We start from the raw sequence: 18,284 nt of genomic DNA on the forward strand, positions 1-18,284 counted from the left end.
CATGAGTTTCATGAATGAATTACCGCCGCCTGACGCCCTCGATGTCCCTGTTGCTCGCCTTCGAGGCGGCGGCCCGGCATGAAAGCTATACCCGCGCCGCACAGGAACTGTCGCTGACCCAGAGCGCGGTGAGCCGCCAGGTGCAGGCGCTCGAGGCGCTGCTGGGCGTCAGCCTGTTCCGCCGCGAGGGGCGCAACATCGTGCTGACCGATGTCGGCCGGCTGTATCGGCGCGAGCTGGCCGGCGCGCTGGCGCAGATCCGCAACGCGACGCTGCAGGCGGTGGCCTATGGTTCCGGGGTCGGCACGCTGCGTCTGGCGCTGCTGCCGACCTTCGGCTCGAAGTGGCTGCTGCCGCGGCTGAACACCTTCTACGCCGCCAATCCCGGCGTGCAGGTGCACATCCATTCGCGTATCCAACCGGTGGATTTCGACGCCGAAGACATCGATGCGGCGATCTGCGTCGGCAATCCCGAGCAGCCGGGCCTGGTGGTGCATCCGTTGCTGGAGGAATCGATGGTGGTGGTCGCCAGTCCGACGATCTTCGCCGCGGGCGTGCCGGCAACAGCGGATGCCATCGCCGAGCAGACGCTGCTGCAGGTGGCCAGCCACCCGCCGCTGTGGGCGCAGTGGTTCGCCGAGAACGGTCTGGACCCGCAGCGGATGCACGGCGGGCCGAATTTCGAGCTGACCTCGCACCTGATCCAGGCGGTGCGCGCCGGCATCGGCGTCGGGCTGGTGCCGAGCCTGCTGGTCGAAGACGAACTGCAGCAGGGGCATTTGCTCGCCATCGGCGCGCCTATTTCGAGCCAGCGCACCTATTGCCTGGTCTATCCGCCGCGCAATGCGGTATTGCCGGCGCTGGAGGCGTTCCGCGCCTGGCTGCTGCCGCGCTCGGCTGACACTCAGGCCTGATCGGTCGCGCGGCCGATCGCCCGCTCGACGGTCTGCTTGCAGGCCAGCAGTGCCTGCCGAAAGGCTGTGCTGCGGGTTGCCGCACGCGCCGATGGGGCGACGACGGCGATGGCGTAGCGCCCCAGGTAGGTATCCAGCACCACGGCGAACGAGCTCATGCCTTCGATGAGTTCGTCGTGTTCTTCGGCCAGCGTGCCGGCGCGAATCTGCGTCAATTGCGCCAGAAGTGCGGCGCGCTCCGGCGTGGCCGGCGTGACCTTGGGCAGCGGGTCCGGCAGCAGTTGCGCGAGGCTTTCATCAGGCAGCGCGGCCAGCAGCGCCTTGCCGCTGGCCGTGGTGTAGGCGGGGGCGTTGATGCCGATCGGGAAGACCACGCGCAACTCGCGTTCGGCGACCACGCGATCGACCACATAGGACTTGTCGCCGACCAGCGTGCTCACGCACACCGACTCCTGCAGCTGCTCGGACAGCGCGAGCATCTGCGGTTTGACCAGCGAAATGATGTCGGTCTGGGTCTGGCTGATTAGCTGGCCGAGCGCCGGACCGAGACGGAAGCCGCCGCCCGGGCCGATGGTCTCGGCCAGATGCTCCGCTTCCAGCGCGCCGATGATGCGCTGCACGGTCGAGCGCGGCAGATCGACGAGCTGGGCGATGGCCGCCAGGCTCAGGCCCTGCGGATGGCTGCCGAGCGCGCGCATGACCGCCGCCGCGCGGGCGATGACCTGAATGCCGGCCTGCTTGGCGGCATCGCTGCCCTGGTCTGTCTGCGTCATCGGTTTCTCCCGTTGCATCGTTGCGCCCTGAACACCGTCCGCATTCTCCAGCAGTGGCGCCGCCGAGGCTAGGCGCGGCATCCCGCATTGCGTATCGCTGACCGGGCGCGGACAAATTCGTTCACGGTTTTTCTCATTAAGCTGAATCGCAGAATGGTACACTTGCCCGCTATGCGATACATGTCTTGCGACGCTTCAAGGAGAAGAACAGGTGAAACACCCAAGAAAAACATTGCGTGAAGTTCGGCTGGCGCCGCTGGCGGTGCTGCTTGTGCTGGCCGGCTGTGGCGAGAAGACAGCGGAACAGGCCGCCGCGCCGGTACCGGAGGTCGGGGTCTACACCGTGCAGGCGCAGCCGCTGACGCTGACCACCGACCTGCCGGGACGCACCAGCGCCTACCGGGTCGCCGAGGTCCGCCCGCAGGTCTCCGGCATCCTGCAGCAGCGGCTGTTCACCGAAGGTACGGAAGTGAAGAAAGGCCAGCAGCTGTACCAGATCGACCCGCGCACCTACGAGGCACGGCTGGCCCGTGCCGAGGCCAACCTGACCACGGCGGAGAACCTGGCCCAGCGCTACGAGCGCCTGCTCAAGACCAACGCCGTCAGCCGCCAGCAGTACGACGACGCCCAGGCCGCCTGGAAGCAGGCCCAGGCGGAAGTGCAGGTGGCGCGCATCGACGTGCAGTACACCAAGGTGCTTGCGCCGATCTCCGGGCGCATCGGCCGCTCCACCGTGACCGAAGGCGCGCTGGTGACCAACGGCCAGGCCCAGCATCTGGCCACCGTGACCCAGCTCGATCCCATCTATGTCGACGTCAACCAGCCGATCACCAAGCTGCTCGGGCTCAAGCGCGCGCTGGAATCCGGGCGTCTGCAGAAAACCGGCAGCGACCAGGCCGAGGTCAGCCTGACGCTCGACGACGGCAGCGCCTATCCGTTGCCCGGCACCCTGAAGTTCTCCGAGGTGAGCGTCGACCCGACCACCGGTTCGGTGACGTTGCGCGCCGAGTTTCCCAACCCGGACCGCAAGCTGCTGCCGGGCATGTTCGTGCATGCGCTGCTCAAGGAAGGCACCCAGCAAGACGCCATCCTCGTGCCGCAGCAGGCGGTCAGCCGCGATGCGCGCGGCGTGCCCAGCGTCTGGGTGGTCAAGCCGGACGACAGCGTCGAGCGGCGCGAAGTCGAGACGTTGCGCACCGTCGGCAATGCCTGGCTGATCGGCAAGGGCGTCGCCGATGGCGAACGGGTGGTCACCGAAGGCACGCAGCGGGTGCGCAGCGGCATCACCGTCAAGCCGGTGCCGGCCAGTAACGTCAGACTGGTCGCCGAGTTCGCTCCGAAGACCGACGCCGTCGCCAACTGAGGAGCAAGCCGTACATGTCCCGTTTTTTCATTGACCGGCCGATCTTCGCCTGGGTGCTGGCGATCGTCGCCATGCTCGCCGGCGCGTTGTCGCTGGTGAAAATGCCGATCAGCCAGTACCCCAACATCGCCGCCCCGGCCGTGGCCATTCAGGTCAGCTACCCCGGCGCCTCCGCGCAGACCGTGCAGGATACCGTGGTCCAGGTCATCGAGCAGCAGCTCAGCGGCCTCGACGGTTTTCGCTACATGTCCGCGGAGAGTAATTCCGACGGCAGCATGACCATCATCGTGACCTTCGAGCAGGGCACCAACCCGGACATCGCCCAGGTGCAGGTGCAGAACAAACTGCAGCTGGCCACCCCGCGTCTGCCTGAAGAAGTGCAGCGCCAGGGCCTGCGCGTGGTGAAGTACCAGAAGAACTTCTTCCTGATCATCGGTCTGGCCGATACCACCGGCAAGATGAGCAACTTCGACCTCGGCAACCTGATCGCCTCGCAGCTGCAGGACCCGATCTCGCGCATCGACGGTGTCGGCGACTACCTGCTGTTCGGCTCGCCCTACGCCATGCGCATCTGGCTCGATCCGGCCAAGCTCAACAGCTACCAGCTGACGCCTGGCGACGTCGCCAATGCCATCCGCGAACAGAACGTGCAGGTGTCCTCCGGCCAGCTCGGCGGTCTGCCGACGCTCAGCGGCGTGCAGCTCAACGCTACGGTGCTGGGCAAAACGCGCATGACCACGCCCGAGGAGTTCGAGGAAATCCTGGTCAAGGTCAAGGCCGACGGCTCGCAGGTGCGGGTCAAGGACATCGCCCGCGTCGAGCTGGGTGCCGACAACTTCTCCATTTCCAGCAAGCGCAACGGCGAACCCTCGGCGGGCCTGGCGCTGCGCCTGGCCTCCGGCGGCAACCTGCTGGAAACCGTAGCCGCAGTGAAGGCCGCGATGGAGAAACAGAAGGCCTACCTGCCCGAAGGCGTCGAGGTGGTCTATCCCTACGACACCACGCCGGTGGTGGAGGCCTCGATCAGCTCGGTGGTGCACACCATCATCGAGGCGGTGGTGCTGGTCTTCCTGGTGATGTACCTGTTCCTGCAGAACTTCCGCGCCACGCTGATTCCAACCCTCGCGGTGCCGGTCGTGCTGCTCGGCGCCTTCGCGCTGCTGCCGTACTTCGGCCTGAGCATCAACGTGCTGACCATGTATGCGATGGTGCTGGCCATTGGTCTGCTGGTGGACGATGCCATCGTGGTGGTGGAGAACGTCGAGCGCCTGATGCACGAGGAGGGCCTGTCGCCGCTGGAAGCCACGCGCAAGTCGATGGGGCAGATTCAGGGTGCGCTGGTCGGCATCGGCCTGGTGCTGTCGGCGGTGTTCGTGCCGATGGCCTTCTTCGGTGGCTCGGCGGGGATTATCTACAAGCAGTTCGCCGTGACCATCGTGCTGTGCATGGGCCTCTCGGTGCTGGTCGCGCTGATCTTCACCCCGGCGCTGTGCGCCACCATCCTCAAGGCGCCCAAGGGCGATGCCCACCACGAGAAGAAGGGCTTCTTCGGCTGGTTCAACCGCACCTTCGAGCGCGGCACCACTCGTTTCGAGCGCGGCGTCGGCGGCATGCTCAAGCACCGCGGACGCTACCTGCTGGCGTTCGTGCTGATTACCGCCGGCACCGGCTACCTGTTCACCCAGATTCCCAAGGCCTTCCTGCCCAACGAGGACCAGGGCCTGATGATGGTGGAGGTGCGCATGCCGGTTAACTCCTCCGCCGAGCGCACCGGTGCGGTACTTCAGCAGGTGCAGGACTATCTGAAGGAAGAGGAAGGCGAGCTGATTCAGCACGTGCTGACCGTCAACGGCTTCAACTTCGCCGGTCGCGGGCAGAACTCCGGCCTCGGCCTGGTCATGCTCAAGGGCTGGGACCAGCGCGCCGCGGAAGGCCAGGACGTGTTCAGCATCGCCAAACGGGCCAACGCCCATTTCGCGACGATCAAGGACGCCACTGTGATGGCCTTCGTGCCGCCGGCGATCCTGGAAATGGGTAACGCGATGGGGTTCAACCTCTATCTGCAAGACAACGCAGGCGTCGGTCATGCGGCATTGATGGAAGCCCGTAACCAGTTCCTGCAACTGGCCGGCGAGCATCCGAAGCTGCGCGCGGTGCGCCCGAACGGCAAGGACGACGAGCCGCAGTTCCAGATCAACATCGACGACGAGAAGGCCCGCGCGCTGCAGGTCAGCATCGCCGCGATCAACCAGACCATGTCGGCGGCCTGGGGCTCGATGTACGTCAACGACTTCATCGACCGCGGCCGGGTCAAACGCGTGTATATCCAGGGCGAGGAGACCGCGCGCATCACGCCGGAAGACTTCGACAAGTGGTACGTGCGCAACGCCCTCGGCGAGATGGTGCCGTTCTCGGCCTTCGCCACCGGTGAGTGGACCTTCGGTTCGCCCAAGCTGGAGCGCTACGGCGGCATCTCCTCGGTGGAAATCCTTGGTGAGCCGGCGCCGGGCTACAGCACCGGCGACGCCATGGTGGCCATCGCCGAAATCATGCAGCAGCTGCCGCCGGGTATCGGCCTGAGCTACACCGGGCTGTCCTACGAGGAAATCCAGACTGGCGACCAGGCGCCGATGCTCTATGCGCTGACCGTGCTGATCGTGTTCCTCTGTCTGGCCGCGCTCTACGAGAGCTGGTCGGTGCCGGTGTCGGTGATGATGGTGGTGCCGCTGGGGATTCTCGGCGCGGTGCTCGCCACCCTGATGCGCGAGCTCAACGCCGACGTCTACTTCCAGATCGGCCTGATGACCTCGGTCGGCCTGTCGGCGAAGAACGCCATCCTCATCGTCGAGTTCGCCAAGGACCTTTACGAGAAGGAAGGCATGCCGCTGGTCCAGGCGGCGGTGCACGCGGCACGTTTGCGCCTGCGTCCCATTGTCATGACCTCGCTGGCCTTCACCTTCGGCGTGCTGCCGATGGCGCTGGCCAGTGGCGCCGGCGCCGGCAGCCAACATTCGGTGGCGACCGGGGTGGTCGGCGGGATGATTACCGCCACCGTGCTCGCGGTGTTCTTCGTGCCGCTGTTCTACGTGGTGGTGGTCAAGCTGTTCGAGGGCCGCAAGAAGCCGCACGCCGTTGCCGAAGCCGAAGGAGAAACCGCATGAAGTTCAAGCCTTTGACCCTCGCGGTTGTCCTGGCACTGGGCGGCTGCAGTCTGATCCCGCAGTACCAGCGACCGCAGGCGCCGATCGAGGCCGACTGGCCGCAGGGCGCGGCCTACGATCAGGCGCAGGAGGGCGACATCCGCGCGGCCGATCTGCGCTGGCAGGAGTTCTTCCACGACGCCGCGCTGCGCGAGCTGATCGGCGTGGCGCTGCAGAACAACCGCGACCTGCGCCAGGCCGCGCTGAACGTCGAGGCCTACCGCGCGTTGCACCGCATCCAGCGTGCCGAGCTGTTCCCCGGCGTCGACGCGGGTGGCAGTGGTAGTCGCCAGCGCCTGCCGGACGACCTCTCGCCGACCGGCGAGGCGGGTATCCAGAGTCGCTACGACGTAGCGCTGGGCGTCTCCTACGAGCTGGACGCCTTCGGGCGCATCCGCAGCCTCAGCCGCGCGGCGCTGGAGCAGTACCTGGCCAGCGAAGAGGCGCAGCGCAGCGTGCACATCGCTCTGGTCGGCGACGTCGCCACCGCCTATTTCGCCTGGCGCACCGACCAGGCGCTGCTGGAGCTGACCGAGGCCACGCTGGAAAGCTACCGCCAGAGTCTGTCGCTGATCGAAGCCAGTGCCGAAGCCGGCACTGCCTCGGAACTGGACGTGCGCCAGGCGCGCACGCTGGTCGATCAGGCGCGCACGCAGAAGGCACTGTACACCCGGCTCATCGCCGAGGATGTCAACGCCTTGCGCCTGCTGCTGGGCGCGGCGATTCCGAACGATCTGCCGGCAGGCGGCAAGCTGCAGATGGATACGCTGGCCGATTTCCCCGCCGGGCTGCCGGCCGATATACTGCTGCGTCGCCCGGACATCCGCGCCGCGGAGCACCGCCTGCTGGCCGCCAACGCCAATATCGGCGCGGCGCGCGCGGCGTTCTTCCCGAGCATCAGCCTGACCGGCAGCGCTGGCACCGCCAGCAGCGAACTGGACGGCCTGTTCGACGGCGGTTCCGGGGCCTGGAGTCTGGTCCCGCGGATCAACCTGCCGATCTTCACCGCCGGGCGACTGAAGGCCAACCTCGACTACGCCGAGATCCAGAAGGACATCCACGTCGCGGCTTACGAAAAGGCTATCCAGACCGCCTTCCGCGAGGTCGCCGACGGCCTCGCCGCGCGCGGCACCTACGACGAACAGGTACAGGCGCAGAGCGATCTGGTCGACAATAACCGCGCCTACTACCAGCTGGCCCGCCAGCGTTACGACGAGGGTGTGGATACCTACCTCACCGTGCTCGACGCCCAGCGCGAGCTGTTCGCGTCGCAGCGCCAGCTGCTCAGCGACCATCTGTTGCAGCTGAACCGCGAAGTCCAGCTGTATCGCGCCCTGGGTGGCGGCTGGAAGACGGACACGGCCGAGCGTTCGGCCGCGGGGGCTGATGGCCCCGCAACACTCACCATGAACTGAAGTAAGGAGTTCGTTTTGATCAATCGCATGATTCTGGGCGGCGCGCTTGCGCTGGGCCTGGCCGCCGGCCCCGTGGCCGCCGCTGAAGTCTCGGGTGCTCTGGGCGTCACCGGGCAGGGCGACATGACCTTCCGCGCCAGCCTGGCGCAGGCTTGGGACAAGAGCTGGTGGCAGAGCGAAACCGGCCAGCTGAGCGGCTACTGGGACGCGGCCTACACCTACTGGGAAGGTGGCGACGACTATTCCGGCGCGCACTCGCTGTCGTTCAGCCCGGTGTTCACCTATGAGTTCAGTGGCTGGCGCTACACCCCGTACGTCGAGGCCGGCATCGGCGTCGCGTTCTTCTCCAAGACCGACGTCGGCGAGCAGCAGCTGGGCTCCTCGTTCAACTTCGAGGACCGCCTCGGCGTCGGTCTGAAGCTGCCGGGCGAGCGCAAGGTCGGCCTGCGTGCCATGCATTACTCCAACGCCGGCCTCAAGCAGCCGAACGACGGCATCGAGTCTTACTCGCTGTTCTACAGCCAGGCGTTCTGACCTGGCCGGGCCTGGTGGCAGCCAGGCCCGCACTCCGCCTTCGCTCGTCCCGAGGCGCGCGGCACGTCCATCCGAAATCGTGCGATAACCGCACAGACGGGTGTTGTCCGTTGGTCGAATCTCCTATGCTGGCCTCACTCGCTATTCTTGACTTCGATCAATGTTGTGTCTGTTGACAGCGATCGCGATCCGAGAACGGTGACGGCCAGACCGCACCGCAGGCGAACTATAAAAACAAACCGAGTGCCCTGTGATGGAACGACTGCTGAACGAAAGAAGCAGGATCTTCGCGCATGCCGATCCGCATGCCGTTTCGGAGTACGTCAACCAGTACGTTGGCGCGCACTGCATTCGGCTGCCGCGCACCGGCAACCCGCAGGCGAGCCTCAATCACTGCACCTTCGGCAAGCTCGACCTGTGCCAGATCAGCTACGGCGGCAGCGTGCACGTCAGCTCGCCGGCGCTGGAAACCATCTATCACCTGCAGCTGCTGCAGCGCGGCCATTGCCTGTGGCGCAGTCGTGGGCAGGAGCATTACTTCACGCCCGGCGAACTGCTGCTGATCAATCCCGACGATCCGGTCGACCTGACCTATTCGGACGATTGCGAGAAGCTCATCGTCAAGCTGCCGGCGTCGTTCCTCGAGCAGGCCTGCAGCGAGAACCAGTGGCGCGCACCGGCCGAGGGCATCCGCTTCAGCAGCAACCGCCATGCACTCGGCGAGCTCGGCGGCTTCGACAGCCTGATCGGCCTGGTCTGCCGTGAGGCCGGCTCCGAACAGAGCATCCCGCAGATTCAGGAGCAGTACAGCCGGATCATCGCCAGCAAGCTGCTCTGCACACTGGCCAACAATATCCGTCGCGATCCGTTCGGCGACAGCTGCCCGGCGTTCGGCCGGCTCAGCGACTACATCGATGAGCACCTGAAAAAGGACATCTCCGTCGAGCAACTCGCCGAGCTGGCCAACATGAGCCTGCGCTCGCTGTATCTGCTGTTCGAACGCAAGGTCGGCACCACGCCCAAGTCCTACATCCGCCAGCGCAAGCTGGAGCAGATCCACGGGCGGCTGAGCGATCCCTCGGCCAAGGTGCGCAACATCACCGAGATCGCCATGGACTACGGCTTCATGCACCTGGGCCGTTTCTCGGAAAGCTACAAGAGCACCTTCGGCGAGCTGCCTTCGGACACGCTGCGCCGCCATCACTGAGTCCCCTTGAGGCGCTGCCATTCCGACGGCAGCGCCTCTTTTTCTTCCCGCTCTCGACCACCTTCACCGCCATTCCGGGTGTCGATTCGCCGTGCGCGCGTGTGCGGCAATCTGTCCTCTTGCGTTGTGCAGAAAACGGATAGAGGTCGTGCAGAAAACGGATATTGATGCCGCCGTCCGCGCCTTAGCCTTCATCACGTGGAAACAATAACAATGGAGGCCCCGGCCATGTCCCTGGGAATCGATTACCTTGATTCGCTGCTCGATGAAGACAAAGAGAAGGGCATCTTTCGCTGCAAGCGCGAGATGTTCACCGACCCGCGGTTGTTCGAGCTGGAGATGAAGCACATCTTCGAGGGCAACTGGATTTACCTCGCCCACGAGAGCCAGATCCCCGAGAAGAACGACTACTACACCACCCAGATGGGGCGCCAGCCGATCTTCATCGCGCGCAACAAGGATGGTGAGCTGAATGCCTTCATCAATGCCTGCAGCCATCGCGGCGCGATGCTGTGCCGCTTCAAGAGTGGCAACAAGGCGACCTACACCTGCCCGTTCCATGGCTGGACCTTCAACAACTCGGGCAAGCTGCTCAAGGTGAAGGACCCCAAGGAAGCCGGTTACCCCGACAGCTTCGACTGCGACGGCTCGCATGATCTGAAGAAGGTCGCGCGCTTCGAGTCCTACCGCGGCTTCCTGTTCGGCAGCTTGCGCGAGGACGTCGCCCCGCTGGAAGAATTCCTCGGCGAGTCGAAAAAGATCATCGACATGGTCGTCGACCAGTCGCCGGAAGGCATCGAAGTCCTGCGCGGTTCCTCCACCTATGTCTATGAAGGCAACTGGAAACTGCAGGCCGAGAACGGCGCCGACGGTTATCACGTCACCGCCGTGCACTGGAACTACGCCGCCACCCAGCAGCAGCGCAAGCTCAAGGAAGCCGGCGACGACATCCGCGCCATGAGCGCCGGCGGCTGGGGCAAGAAGGGCGGTGGTTTCTATTCCTTCGAGAACGGCCACCTGCTGCTCTGGACCCGCTGGGACAACCCGGAAGACCGTCCGCTGTACGCGCGCCGCGACGAGATGGTCGCCGAGTTCGGCCAGGCGCGGACCGACTGGATGATCGAGAACTCGCGCAACCTCTGCCTGTACCCGAACCTGTACCTGATGGATCAGTTCGGCTCGCAGCTGCGCATCGCCAAGCCGCTGTCGGTGGACAAGACCGAAGTCACCATCTACTGCATCGCGCCCAAGGGCGAGAGTGCCGAAGCGCGGGCGCGGCGCATCCGCCAGTACGAAGACTTCTTCAACGTCTCCGGCATGGCGACCCCGGACGACCTCGAGGAATTCCGCGCCTGCCAGCAGGGCTTCGCCGGACGCGCCATGGAGTGGAACGACATGTCCCGCGGCGCCAAGCACTGGATCGACGGTGCCGACGAAGGCGCCAAGGAAATCGACCTGCAGCCGCTGATGAGCGGTGCCCGCACCGAGGATGAAGGCCTGTTCGTGCTGCAGCATCACTACTGGCAGCAGCAGATGATCAAGGCGGTGAAGGCCGAGCAGGACCAGCTGATCCACGTGGAGGGCGCGTAATGACCATCTCCTACGAAGCCGCGCGCGACTTCCTCTACCGCGAAGCGCGCTACCTCGACGACAAGGACTGGGACAGCTGGCTGGAGCTGTATGCCGCCGATGCGACCTTCTGGATGCCGGCCTGGGACGACGAGGACAAGCTCACCGAAGATCCGCAGAAGGAAATCTCGCTGATCTGGTACGGCAACCGCAGCGGTCTGGAAGACCGGGTGTTCCGCATCCGCACCGAGCGCTCCAGTGCCACCATTCCGGACACCCGCACCTCGCACAACATCAGCAACCTGGAGCTGATCGAGCAGGGCGAGGGCTTCTGCAAGCTGCGCTTCAACTGGCACACGATGAGCTTCCGCTACAAGACCGTCGACCACTTCTACGGCACCAGCTTCTACACGCTCGACACCCGCGGCGAGAGCCCGCTGATCAAGCACAAGAAGGTCGTGCTGAAGAACGACTACATCCGCCAGTTGATCGACGTTTACCACCTGTGAGGGCAAGGCCATGACTCACCAGATCGCATTGAATTTCGAAGACGGGGTCACCCGCTTCATCGAAGCCAATCTCGGCGAAACCGTTGCCGACGCGGCCTACCGCCAGGGCATCAACATCCCGCTGGACTGCCGCGACGGCGCCTGCGGGGCCTGCAAGTGCTTCGCCGAAGCGGGCAGCTATGACCTCGGCGAGGAATACATCGAGGACGCTTTGAGCGAGGACGAAGCTGCGCAGGGCTACGTGCTGACTTGCCAGATGCGCGCCGAGAGCGACTGCGTGATCCGCGTGCCGGCGTCGTCGCAGGTCTGCAAGACCGCGCAGGCCAGCTACCAGGCGACCATCAGCAACGTGCGCCAGCTGTCGCAGAGCACCATCGCGCTGTCGGTCAAGGGCGAGTCGCTGAGCCAGCTGGCCTTCCTGCCCGGGCAGTACGTCAACCTGCAGGTGCCGGGCACCGATCAGACCCGCGCCTACTCCTTCAGCTCGCTGCAGAAGGGCGGTGAAGTCAGCTTCCTGATCCGCAACGTGCCGGGCGGGCTGATGAGCAGCTTCCTCAGCGGCATGGCCAAGGCCGGCGACAGCCTGACTCTGGCCGGTCCGCTGGGCAGCTTTTACCTGCGCGAGATCAAGCGGCCGCTGCTGTTGCTCGCCGGCGGCACGGGTCTGGCGCCGTTCACCGCGATGCTGGAGAAGATCGCCGAGCAGGGCAGCGCGCATCCGCTGCACCTGATCTACGGCGTCTCCAACGACTTCGATCTGGTGGAGATGGACAAGCTCGCCGACTTTGCCGCGCGCATCCCCAACTTCACCTACAGCGCCTGCGTGGCGAGCAGCGACAGTCAGTACCCGCAGAAGGGCTACGTGACCCAGCACATCGAGCCCAAGCACCTCAACGAAGGCGAAGTGGACATCTACCTGTGCGGCCCGCCGCCGATGGTCGAGTCGGTCAACCAGTTCATTCGTGAACAGGGTCTGCAGCCGGCCAACTTCTATTACGAGAAGTTCGCCGCCAGCGCCTGATCCGCCGCTCGTAGGGTGGGTGTCCGCGCAGCGACACCCACTGCAACCCTCGCATGCAAGAGGTTGGATAGATGAACGCACGTTTTCACAACAAGGTCGCCGTGATCACCGGCGCCGCCCAGGGCATCGGCCGGCGCGTGGCCGAGCGCATGGGTGAAGAGGGCGGCCGGCTGCTGCTGGTCGACCGCTCCGAACTGGTCCACGAGCTGGCCGACGAACTCGGCGTGAAGGGCATCGAGGTGCTGACCATGACCGCCGATCTCGAACAGTTCGCCGATTGCCATCGGGTGATGGATGCCGCGAAAGAGCGCTTCGGCCGTCTCGACATCCTCGTCAACAACGTCGGCGGCACCATCTGGGCCAAGCCCTTCGAGCATTACCAGGAGCACGAGATCGAGGCCGAAGTGCGCCGCTCGTTGTTCCCGACGCTGTGGTGCTGCCACGCCGCGCTGCCGCACATGCTGGAGCAGGGCGCCGGCGCCATCGTCAACGTCTCCTCGATTGCCACGCGCAGCGTTAACCGCGTGCCGTATGGCGCGGCCAAGGGCGGCGTCAACGCGCTGACCGCGTGCCTGGCTTTCGAGAACGCGCAGCGCGGCATTCGCGTCAACGCCACCGCCCCTGGCGGCACCGAGGCACCGCCACGGCGCATCCCGCGCAACAGTGCCGAGCAGAGTGAGCAGGAAAAGTTCTGGTACCAGCAGATTGTCGACCAGACCGTCGATTCCACGCTGATGAAGCGTTACGGAACCATCGACGAGCAGGCTGGGGCGATCCTCTTTCTGGCCTCGGATGAGGCCTCCTACATCACCGGCGTGACCCTGCCGGTAGGCGGAGGCGACCAGGGCTGAGCCCACGCAGCGAACGACACACGACGCAGTTTTCACAACAAAAACAATAGAGAGCCTTGTCATGCGAAAAGTAGATGTTCACGAGATCATCGATAACGCCCGTTTCAGCGGCTTCCACTGGCTGGTCATGTGCCTGTGCGCACTGCTGCTGATCTTCGACGGCTACGACCTGTTCATCTATGGCGTGGTCCTGCCGGTGATCATGAAGGAGTGGGGGCTGACGCCGCTGGAAGCCGGCGCGCTGGGTAGCTATGCGCTGTTCGGCATGATGTTCGGCGCGCTGGTGTTCGGCACCCTGGCCGACCGTATCGGGCGCAAGAAGGGCATCGCCATCTGCTTCGTGCTGTTCAGCGGCGCCACGGTGCTCAACGGCTTCGCCAGCACGCCCACCGAATTCGGCATCTTCCGCTTTCTCGCCGGCCTCGGCTGCGGCGGACTGATGCCCAACGTGGTGGCGCTGATGAACGAATACGCGCCGAAGAAACTGCGCAGCACCCTGGTGGCGATCATGTTCAGCGGCTATTCGCTGGGCGGCATGTTCTCCGCTGGCCTGGGCATCTACATGCTGCCGCGCTTCGGCTGGGAAGCGATGTTCTTCGCCGCCGCCGTGCCGCTGCTGCTGTTGCCGCTGATCCTCTGGAAGCTGCCTGAATCGGTGGGCTTTCTGGTGCGCCAGGGCCGCATCGAGCAGGCGCGCCATCTGCTCAACCGGGTCGATCCGAACCAGCAACTGGGCGCCAGCGATGAGCCGGTGCTGGTCGAGGTGAAAGGCAAGAGCGCGTCGGTACTGGAGCTGTTCCGCCACGGCCGCGGCGTGCGCACCGTGTCGCTCTGGCTGGCGTTCTTCTGCTGCTTGCTGATGGTGTATGCGCTGGGCTCCTGGCTGCCGAAGCTGATGGCCAACGCCGGCTACAGCCTGGGTTCCAGCCTGTCGTTCCTGCTGGCGCTGAACTTCGGCGGTATGGCTGGCGCGATCCTCGGTGGCTGGCTGGGCGATCGCTTCAACCTGGCCAAGGTGGTGGTGGCGTTCTTCGCCGTGTCGGTAGTGTCGATCAGCCTGCTGGGCTTCAAGTCGCCGATGCCGGTGCTCTACACGCTGATCTTCCTCGCTGGCGCCACCGTCATCGGCACGCAGATTCTGCTCTACGCCGCCGCCGCGCAGTTCTATGGCCTGTCGATCCGCTCCACCGGTTTGGGCTGGGCCTCGGGCATCGGCCGCAACGGCGCCATCGTCGGCCCGCTGCTGGGCGGTGCGCTGCTGGGCATCAACCTGCCGCTGCAACTCAACTTCATGGCCTTCGCTGTGCCGGGTGCGATTGCCGCGCTGGCCATGACCGTCTTCGCCATCTCCAGCCAGCGTAGCGGTGCCACGGCACCGGCGATGCTGGCGGCGGCGAAGGCCTGATCACTGAAACTGGAAATCGGAAGCTGATATGAGCCATTCCCTGATCGAAAGCATCCAGACGGTCATCGTCGACCTGCCGACCATCCGCCCGCACAAGCTGGCGATGCACACGATGCAGAAGCAGACGCTGGTGATCATCCGCGTGCGCTGTGCCGACGGCATCGAAGGCATCGGCGAGGCCACCACCATCGGCGGCCTGGCCTACGGCAACGAGAGCCCGGAAAGCATCAAGACCAACATCGACAGCCATCTCGGCCCGCTGCTGGTCGGTCAGGATGCGGCGAATATCAACGCCGCCATGCTGCGCCTGGACAAGGCGGCCAAGGGCAACACCTTCGCCAAGTCCGGCATCGAGAGCGCGCTGCTCGACGCGCAGGGCAAGCGCCTCGGCCTGCCGGTCAGCGAGCTGCTCGGCGGCCGGGTACGCGACAGTCTGGAAGTGGCCTGGACGCTGGCGTCGGGTGACACCGCCAAGGACATCGCCGAAGCCGAGCAGATGCTCGACCTCCGCCGCCACCGCCTCTTCAAGCTGAAGATCGGCGCCGGCGAGGTGAACGCCGACCTCAAGCACGTCATCGCCATCAAGCAGGCCCTCGGCGACCGCGCCAGCGTGCGCGTCGACGTCAACCAGGCGTGGGATGAGTCGGTGGCGCTACGCGCCTGCCGCATCCTCGGCGACAACGGCATCGACCTGATCGAGCAGCCGATCTCGCGGATCAATCGCAGTGGCCAGGTACGCCTGAACCAGCGCAGCCCGGCGCCGATCATGGCCGACGAGTCGATCGAGAGCGTCGAGGACGCCTTCAGCCTGGCGGCCGACGGCGCGGCGAGCATCTTCGCCCTGAAGATCGCCAAGAACGGTGGCCCGCGTGCCGTGCTGCGCACCGCGCAGATCGCCGAGGCGGCGGGCATCGCGCTGTACGGCGGGACCATGCTCGAAGGCGCCATCGGCACGCTGGCCTCGGCGCATGCCTTTGTCACCCTCAACAAGCTGACCTGGGGCACCGAGCTGTTCGGCCCGCTGCTGCTCACCGAAGAAATCGTCACCGAGGCGCCGGTCTACCGCGACTTCCAGCTGGAAGTGCCGCGTACGCCGGGCCTGGGCCTGACCCTGGATGAAGAGCGCCTCGCGTTCTTTGCTCGCAAGTAACCGGAGGCTGAACAGATGCTGTTCCACGTAAAGATGATCGTAAAACTGCCGGTCGACATGGATCCGGCCAAGGCCGCCAAGCTCAAAGCGGACGAGAAGGAACTGGCACAGGGCCTGATGCGCGCAGGCAAGTGGCGCCATCTGTGGCGCATCGCCGGGCAGTACGCCAACTACAGCGTGTTCGATGTCGCCAGCGTGCAGGAACTGCACGACACGCTGATGCAGCTGCCGCTGTTCCCCTACATGGAAATCGAGGTCAGCCCGCTGTGCCGTCACCCGTCCTCGATTCGTGAGGACGACAGCTGATCGATTCTTCCGGACCAGGCGATGCCCGGTCAGTTAACCCGTGTCACCACAATTACAAAATGAGGCCTGAGCCATGACTGTTAAAATCTCCCACTCCGATCACGTGCAGACCTTCTTCAAGGAAGCCAGCGGCTTCAACAATGACGAAGGCAGCAGCCGCATGAAGACGGTGATCAACCGCATCCTAGTCGACACCGCGAAGATCGTCGAAGACCTGGAAATCACCCAGGACGAGTTCTGGAAGGCGGTGGATTACCTCAATCGTCTCGGTGGTCGTCATGAGGCCGGCCTGCTGATCGCCGGTCTGGGGCTGGAGCATTACCTCGACCTGCTGCAGGACGCCAAGGACGAGCAGGAAGGCCTCACCGGCGGCACGCCGCGCACCATCGAAGGCCCGCTGTACGTCGCGGGTGCGCCGCTTGCCCAGGGCGTGACGCGCATGGACGACGGCAGCGAGGATGGCGTCGCTACCCCGATGTTCCTCCAGGGCCGCGTCACCGGCCCGGACGGCCAGCCGGTCGCCGGCGCGGTGGTCGATCTGTGGCACGCCAACACCAAGGGCAACTATTCCTATTTCGACAAGAGTCAGTCCGAGTACAACCTGCGTCGCCGCATCGTCACCGACGAGAACGGCTACTACCGCGCCCGCAGCATCGTGCCGTCCGGCTATGGTTGCTCGCCCGATGGCCCGACCCAGGAAGTGCTCGACATGCTCGGTCGCCATGGCCAGCGACCGGCGCATATTCACTTCTTCATCTCCGCGCCGGGTCACAGTCATCTGACCACGCAGATCAACCTGGCGGGCGACAAGTACCTGTGGGATGACTTCGCCTATGCCACCCGCGACGGTCTGGTCGGCGACATCCGTTTCATCGATGATGCCGAGGCTGCGCGTAACCGCGGTGTGCAGGGCCGTTTCGCGGAAATCGACTTCGACTTTCAGCTGCAGAAGGCGCCTGCGCCGCAGGCCGAGCAGCGCAGTCAGCGCCCGCGCGCGCTGCAGCAGGCCTGATCCACGCCCTGGCGGCCGGGAATTTTCCGGCCGCCGCGGTGCCTGCTGCTGACGGAGCTACATGCAGGTCGCAGCGGTCGCTTCACCCATAACAAGAGTGATCCGGGCAATGCCACGGATCGCCTGCCTGTCTTGCGAGGCGATATGAAAGCGCTACTCAAAGACTTCTCGCTGTCCGCCGTGGTCGCCGGCTTCATCGCGACCGTGATTTCCTATGCCGGTCCGCTGGTGATCATCTTCCAGGCGGCCAAGGCTGCGGACCTGCCGCATGACGTGCTGTCGTCGTGGGTCTGGACGATCTCCATCGGCAGCGGTGTGCTCGGCATTGCGCTCAGCATTCGCTACAAGGTCCCCATCGTCATCGCCTGGTCGGCGCCCGGCTCGGCGCTGCTGGTGACCATGCTGCCCGACATCACGCTCAACCAGGCGGTGGGGGCGTACATCGTCAGCAATGGGGTGGTGCTGCTGGTCGGCCTGTCCGGTGCCTTTGACCGCATCATCGACCGTCTGCCCGCGGCCATCGCGGCGGGCATGCTCGCGGGGATCCTGTTCCGCTTCGGCACTGGCCTGTTCGTCGCAGTCAAGGATCAGCCCTGGCTGGTGCTGGCGATGTTCGGCACCTATCTGTTGTTCAAACGCTCGCTGCCGCGCTATGCGGTACTTGCGGTACTGGTGGTCGGTGTGACTATCGCGATCGCCTCAGGCGAGCTGCGCAGTGAGGCGCTGGTGATCGGACTGGCGACGCCGGTCTGGATCGCGCCGGAGTTCAGCTGGCAGGTGATCCTCAATATTGCCTTTCCGCTGGTGATGGTGGCGCTCACCGGACAGTTCATGCCGGGTATGGCGGTGTTGCGCAATGACGGTTACGCGACGCCGGCCAGCCCGCTGATCAGCAGCAGTGCGCTGGGCTCGCTGTTGCTGGCGCCGTTCGGTTGCCACGGTCTGAACCTGGCAGCGATTACCGCCGCGATCTGCACCGGCCGCGAGTCGCACGAAAACCCGCGCAAGCGTTATGTCGCAGGTGTTTCCGGCGGTGTGTTCTATCTGTTGCTGGG

Annotated in this window: 16 protein-coding genes (1 of these 16 only partly in view); 15 read left to right on the plus strand and 1 reads right to left on the minus strand. The window is 65.1% G+C overall.

The window, feature by feature from the left end:
• Nucleotides 1-14 precede the first annotated feature (14 nt).
• On the plus strand, nt 15-914 hold the full coding sequence (locus AC0ZJQ_RS06955) for a LysR substrate-binding domain-containing protein (protein ID WP_476477577.1): 900 nt from the start codon (nt 15-17) through the stop codon (nt 912-914).
• Here the strand turns inward: AC0ZJQ_RS06955 and AC0ZJQ_RS06960 are convergent.
• Complete coding sequence (locus AC0ZJQ_RS06960) at nt 905-1,687, minus strand: IclR family transcriptional regulator (protein ID WP_476477578.1); 783 nt, start codon at nt 1,685-1,687, stop codon at nt 905-907. The two genes, AC0ZJQ_RS06955 and AC0ZJQ_RS06960, sit on opposite strands and share 10 nt — an antisense overlap.
• Before the next feature lie 232 nt (nt 1,688-1,919).
• Here AC0ZJQ_RS06960 and AC0ZJQ_RS06965 point away from each other — a divergent pair, with 232 nt between their 5' ends.
• The 14 genes from AC0ZJQ_RS06965 to AC0ZJQ_RS07030 form a co-directional block, all read left to right on the plus strand.
• Nucleotides 1,920-3,050 carry an efflux RND transporter periplasmic adaptor subunit gene (locus AC0ZJQ_RS06965; RefSeq protein WP_165595174.1) on the plus strand — a complete coding sequence of 377 codons (1,131 nt, stop codon included), beginning with the start codon at nt 1,920-1,922 and terminating at the stop codon, nt 3,048-3,050.
• Nucleotides 3,051-3,064: 14 nt separating this feature from the next.
• Nucleotides 3,065-6,211, plus strand: a complete 3,147-nt coding sequence (locus AC0ZJQ_RS06970) for an efflux RND transporter permease subunit (protein ID WP_476477579.1) — start codon at nt 3,065-3,067, stop codon at nt 6,209-6,211.
• Nucleotides 6,208-7,665 carry an efflux transporter outer membrane subunit gene (locus tag AC0ZJQ_RS06975; protein WP_476477580.1) on the plus strand — a complete coding sequence of 486 codons (1,458 nt, stop codon included), beginning with the start codon at nt 6,208-6,210 and terminating at the stop codon, nt 7,663-7,665. The genes AC0ZJQ_RS06970 and AC0ZJQ_RS06975 overlap by 4 nt, the downstream gene beginning before the upstream one ends.
• A 27-nt stretch (nt 7,666-7,692) precedes the next feature.
• Nucleotides 7,693-8,199, plus strand: coding sequence for an acyloxyacyl hydrolase (locus AC0ZJQ_RS06980; protein WP_052079002.1), 507 nt, complete (start codon nt 7,693-7,695; stop codon nt 8,197-8,199).
• 253 nt (nt 8,200-8,452) lie between these two features.
• Nucleotides 8,453-9,406 carry an AraC family transcriptional regulator gene (locus AC0ZJQ_RS06985; protein WP_301620149.1) on the plus strand — a complete coding sequence of 318 codons (954 nt, stop codon included), beginning with the start codon at nt 8,453-8,455 and terminating at the stop codon, nt 9,404-9,406.
• A 228-nt stretch (nt 9,407-9,634) separates the two neighbouring features.
• Nucleotides 9,635-10,996, plus strand: a complete 1,362-nt coding sequence (gene benA / locus AC0ZJQ_RS06990; protein ID WP_314019899.1) for a benzoate 1,2-dioxygenase large subunit — start codon at nt 9,635-9,637, stop codon at nt 10,994-10,996.
• Nucleotides 10,996-11,484, plus strand: a complete 489-nt coding sequence (gene benB, locus AC0ZJQ_RS06995; RefSeq protein ID WP_008568001.1) for a benzoate 1,2-dioxygenase small subunit — start codon at nt 10,996-10,998, stop codon at nt 11,482-11,484. The genes benA and benB overlap by 1 nt, the downstream gene beginning before the upstream one ends.
• Before the next feature lie 10 nt (nt 11,485-11,494).
• Nucleotides 11,495-12,505 carry a benzoate 1,2-dioxygenase electron transfer component BenC gene (gene benC / locus AC0ZJQ_RS07000; RefSeq protein ID WP_102827263.1) on the plus strand — a complete coding sequence of 337 codons (1,011 nt, stop codon included), beginning with the start codon at nt 11,495-11,497 and terminating at the stop codon, nt 12,503-12,505.
• Nucleotides 12,506-12,576: 71 nt separating this feature from the next.
• On the plus strand, nt 12,577-13,356 hold the full coding sequence (locus AC0ZJQ_RS07005; protein ID WP_476477581.1) for a 1,6-dihydroxycyclohexa-2,4-diene-1-carboxylate dehydrogenase: 780 nt from the start codon (nt 12,577-12,579) through the stop codon (nt 13,354-13,356).
• Nucleotides 13,357-13,417: 61 nt separating this feature from the next.
• Nucleotides 13,418-14,761 carry an MFS transporter gene (locus tag AC0ZJQ_RS07010; protein ID WP_314019900.1) on the plus strand — a complete coding sequence of 448 codons (1,344 nt, stop codon included), beginning with the start codon at nt 13,418-13,420 and terminating at the stop codon, nt 14,759-14,761.
• A 28-nt stretch (nt 14,762-14,789) separates the two neighbouring features.
• Nucleotides 14,790-15,911: a muconate cycloisomerase family protein gene (locus AC0ZJQ_RS07015; protein WP_476477582.1), complete on the plus strand. Its 1,122-nt coding sequence runs from the start codon at nt 14,790-14,792 to the stop codon at nt 15,909-15,911.
• Nucleotides 15,912-15,926: 15 nt separating this feature from the next.
• The gene (catC, locus tag AC0ZJQ_RS07020) at nt 15,927-16,217 is read left to right on the plus strand and encodes a muconolactone Delta-isomerase (protein ID WP_008567996.1); all 291 of its coding nucleotides are present in this window, start codon (nt 15,927-15,929) and stop codon (nt 16,215-16,217) included.
• A gap of 73 nt (nt 16,218-16,290) precedes the next feature.
• Nucleotides 16,291-17,229: a catechol 1,2-dioxygenase gene (gene catA, locus AC0ZJQ_RS07025; protein ID WP_476477583.1), complete on the plus strand. Its 939-nt coding sequence runs from the start codon at nt 16,291-16,293 to the stop codon at nt 17,227-17,229.
• A 144-nt stretch (nt 17,230-17,373) separates the two neighbouring features.
• Nucleotides 17,374-18,284: the 5' portion of a benzoate/H(+) symporter BenE family transporter gene (locus AC0ZJQ_RS07030; protein ID WP_314019903.1), read on the plus strand. Its footprint extends 316 nt past the window's final position; only the first 911 of its 1,227 coding nucleotides appear in the window; the start codon lies at nt 17,374-17,376; its stop codon lies off the right edge, out of view.

This window comes from Stutzerimonas sp. 21-1, assembly GCF_056336065.1.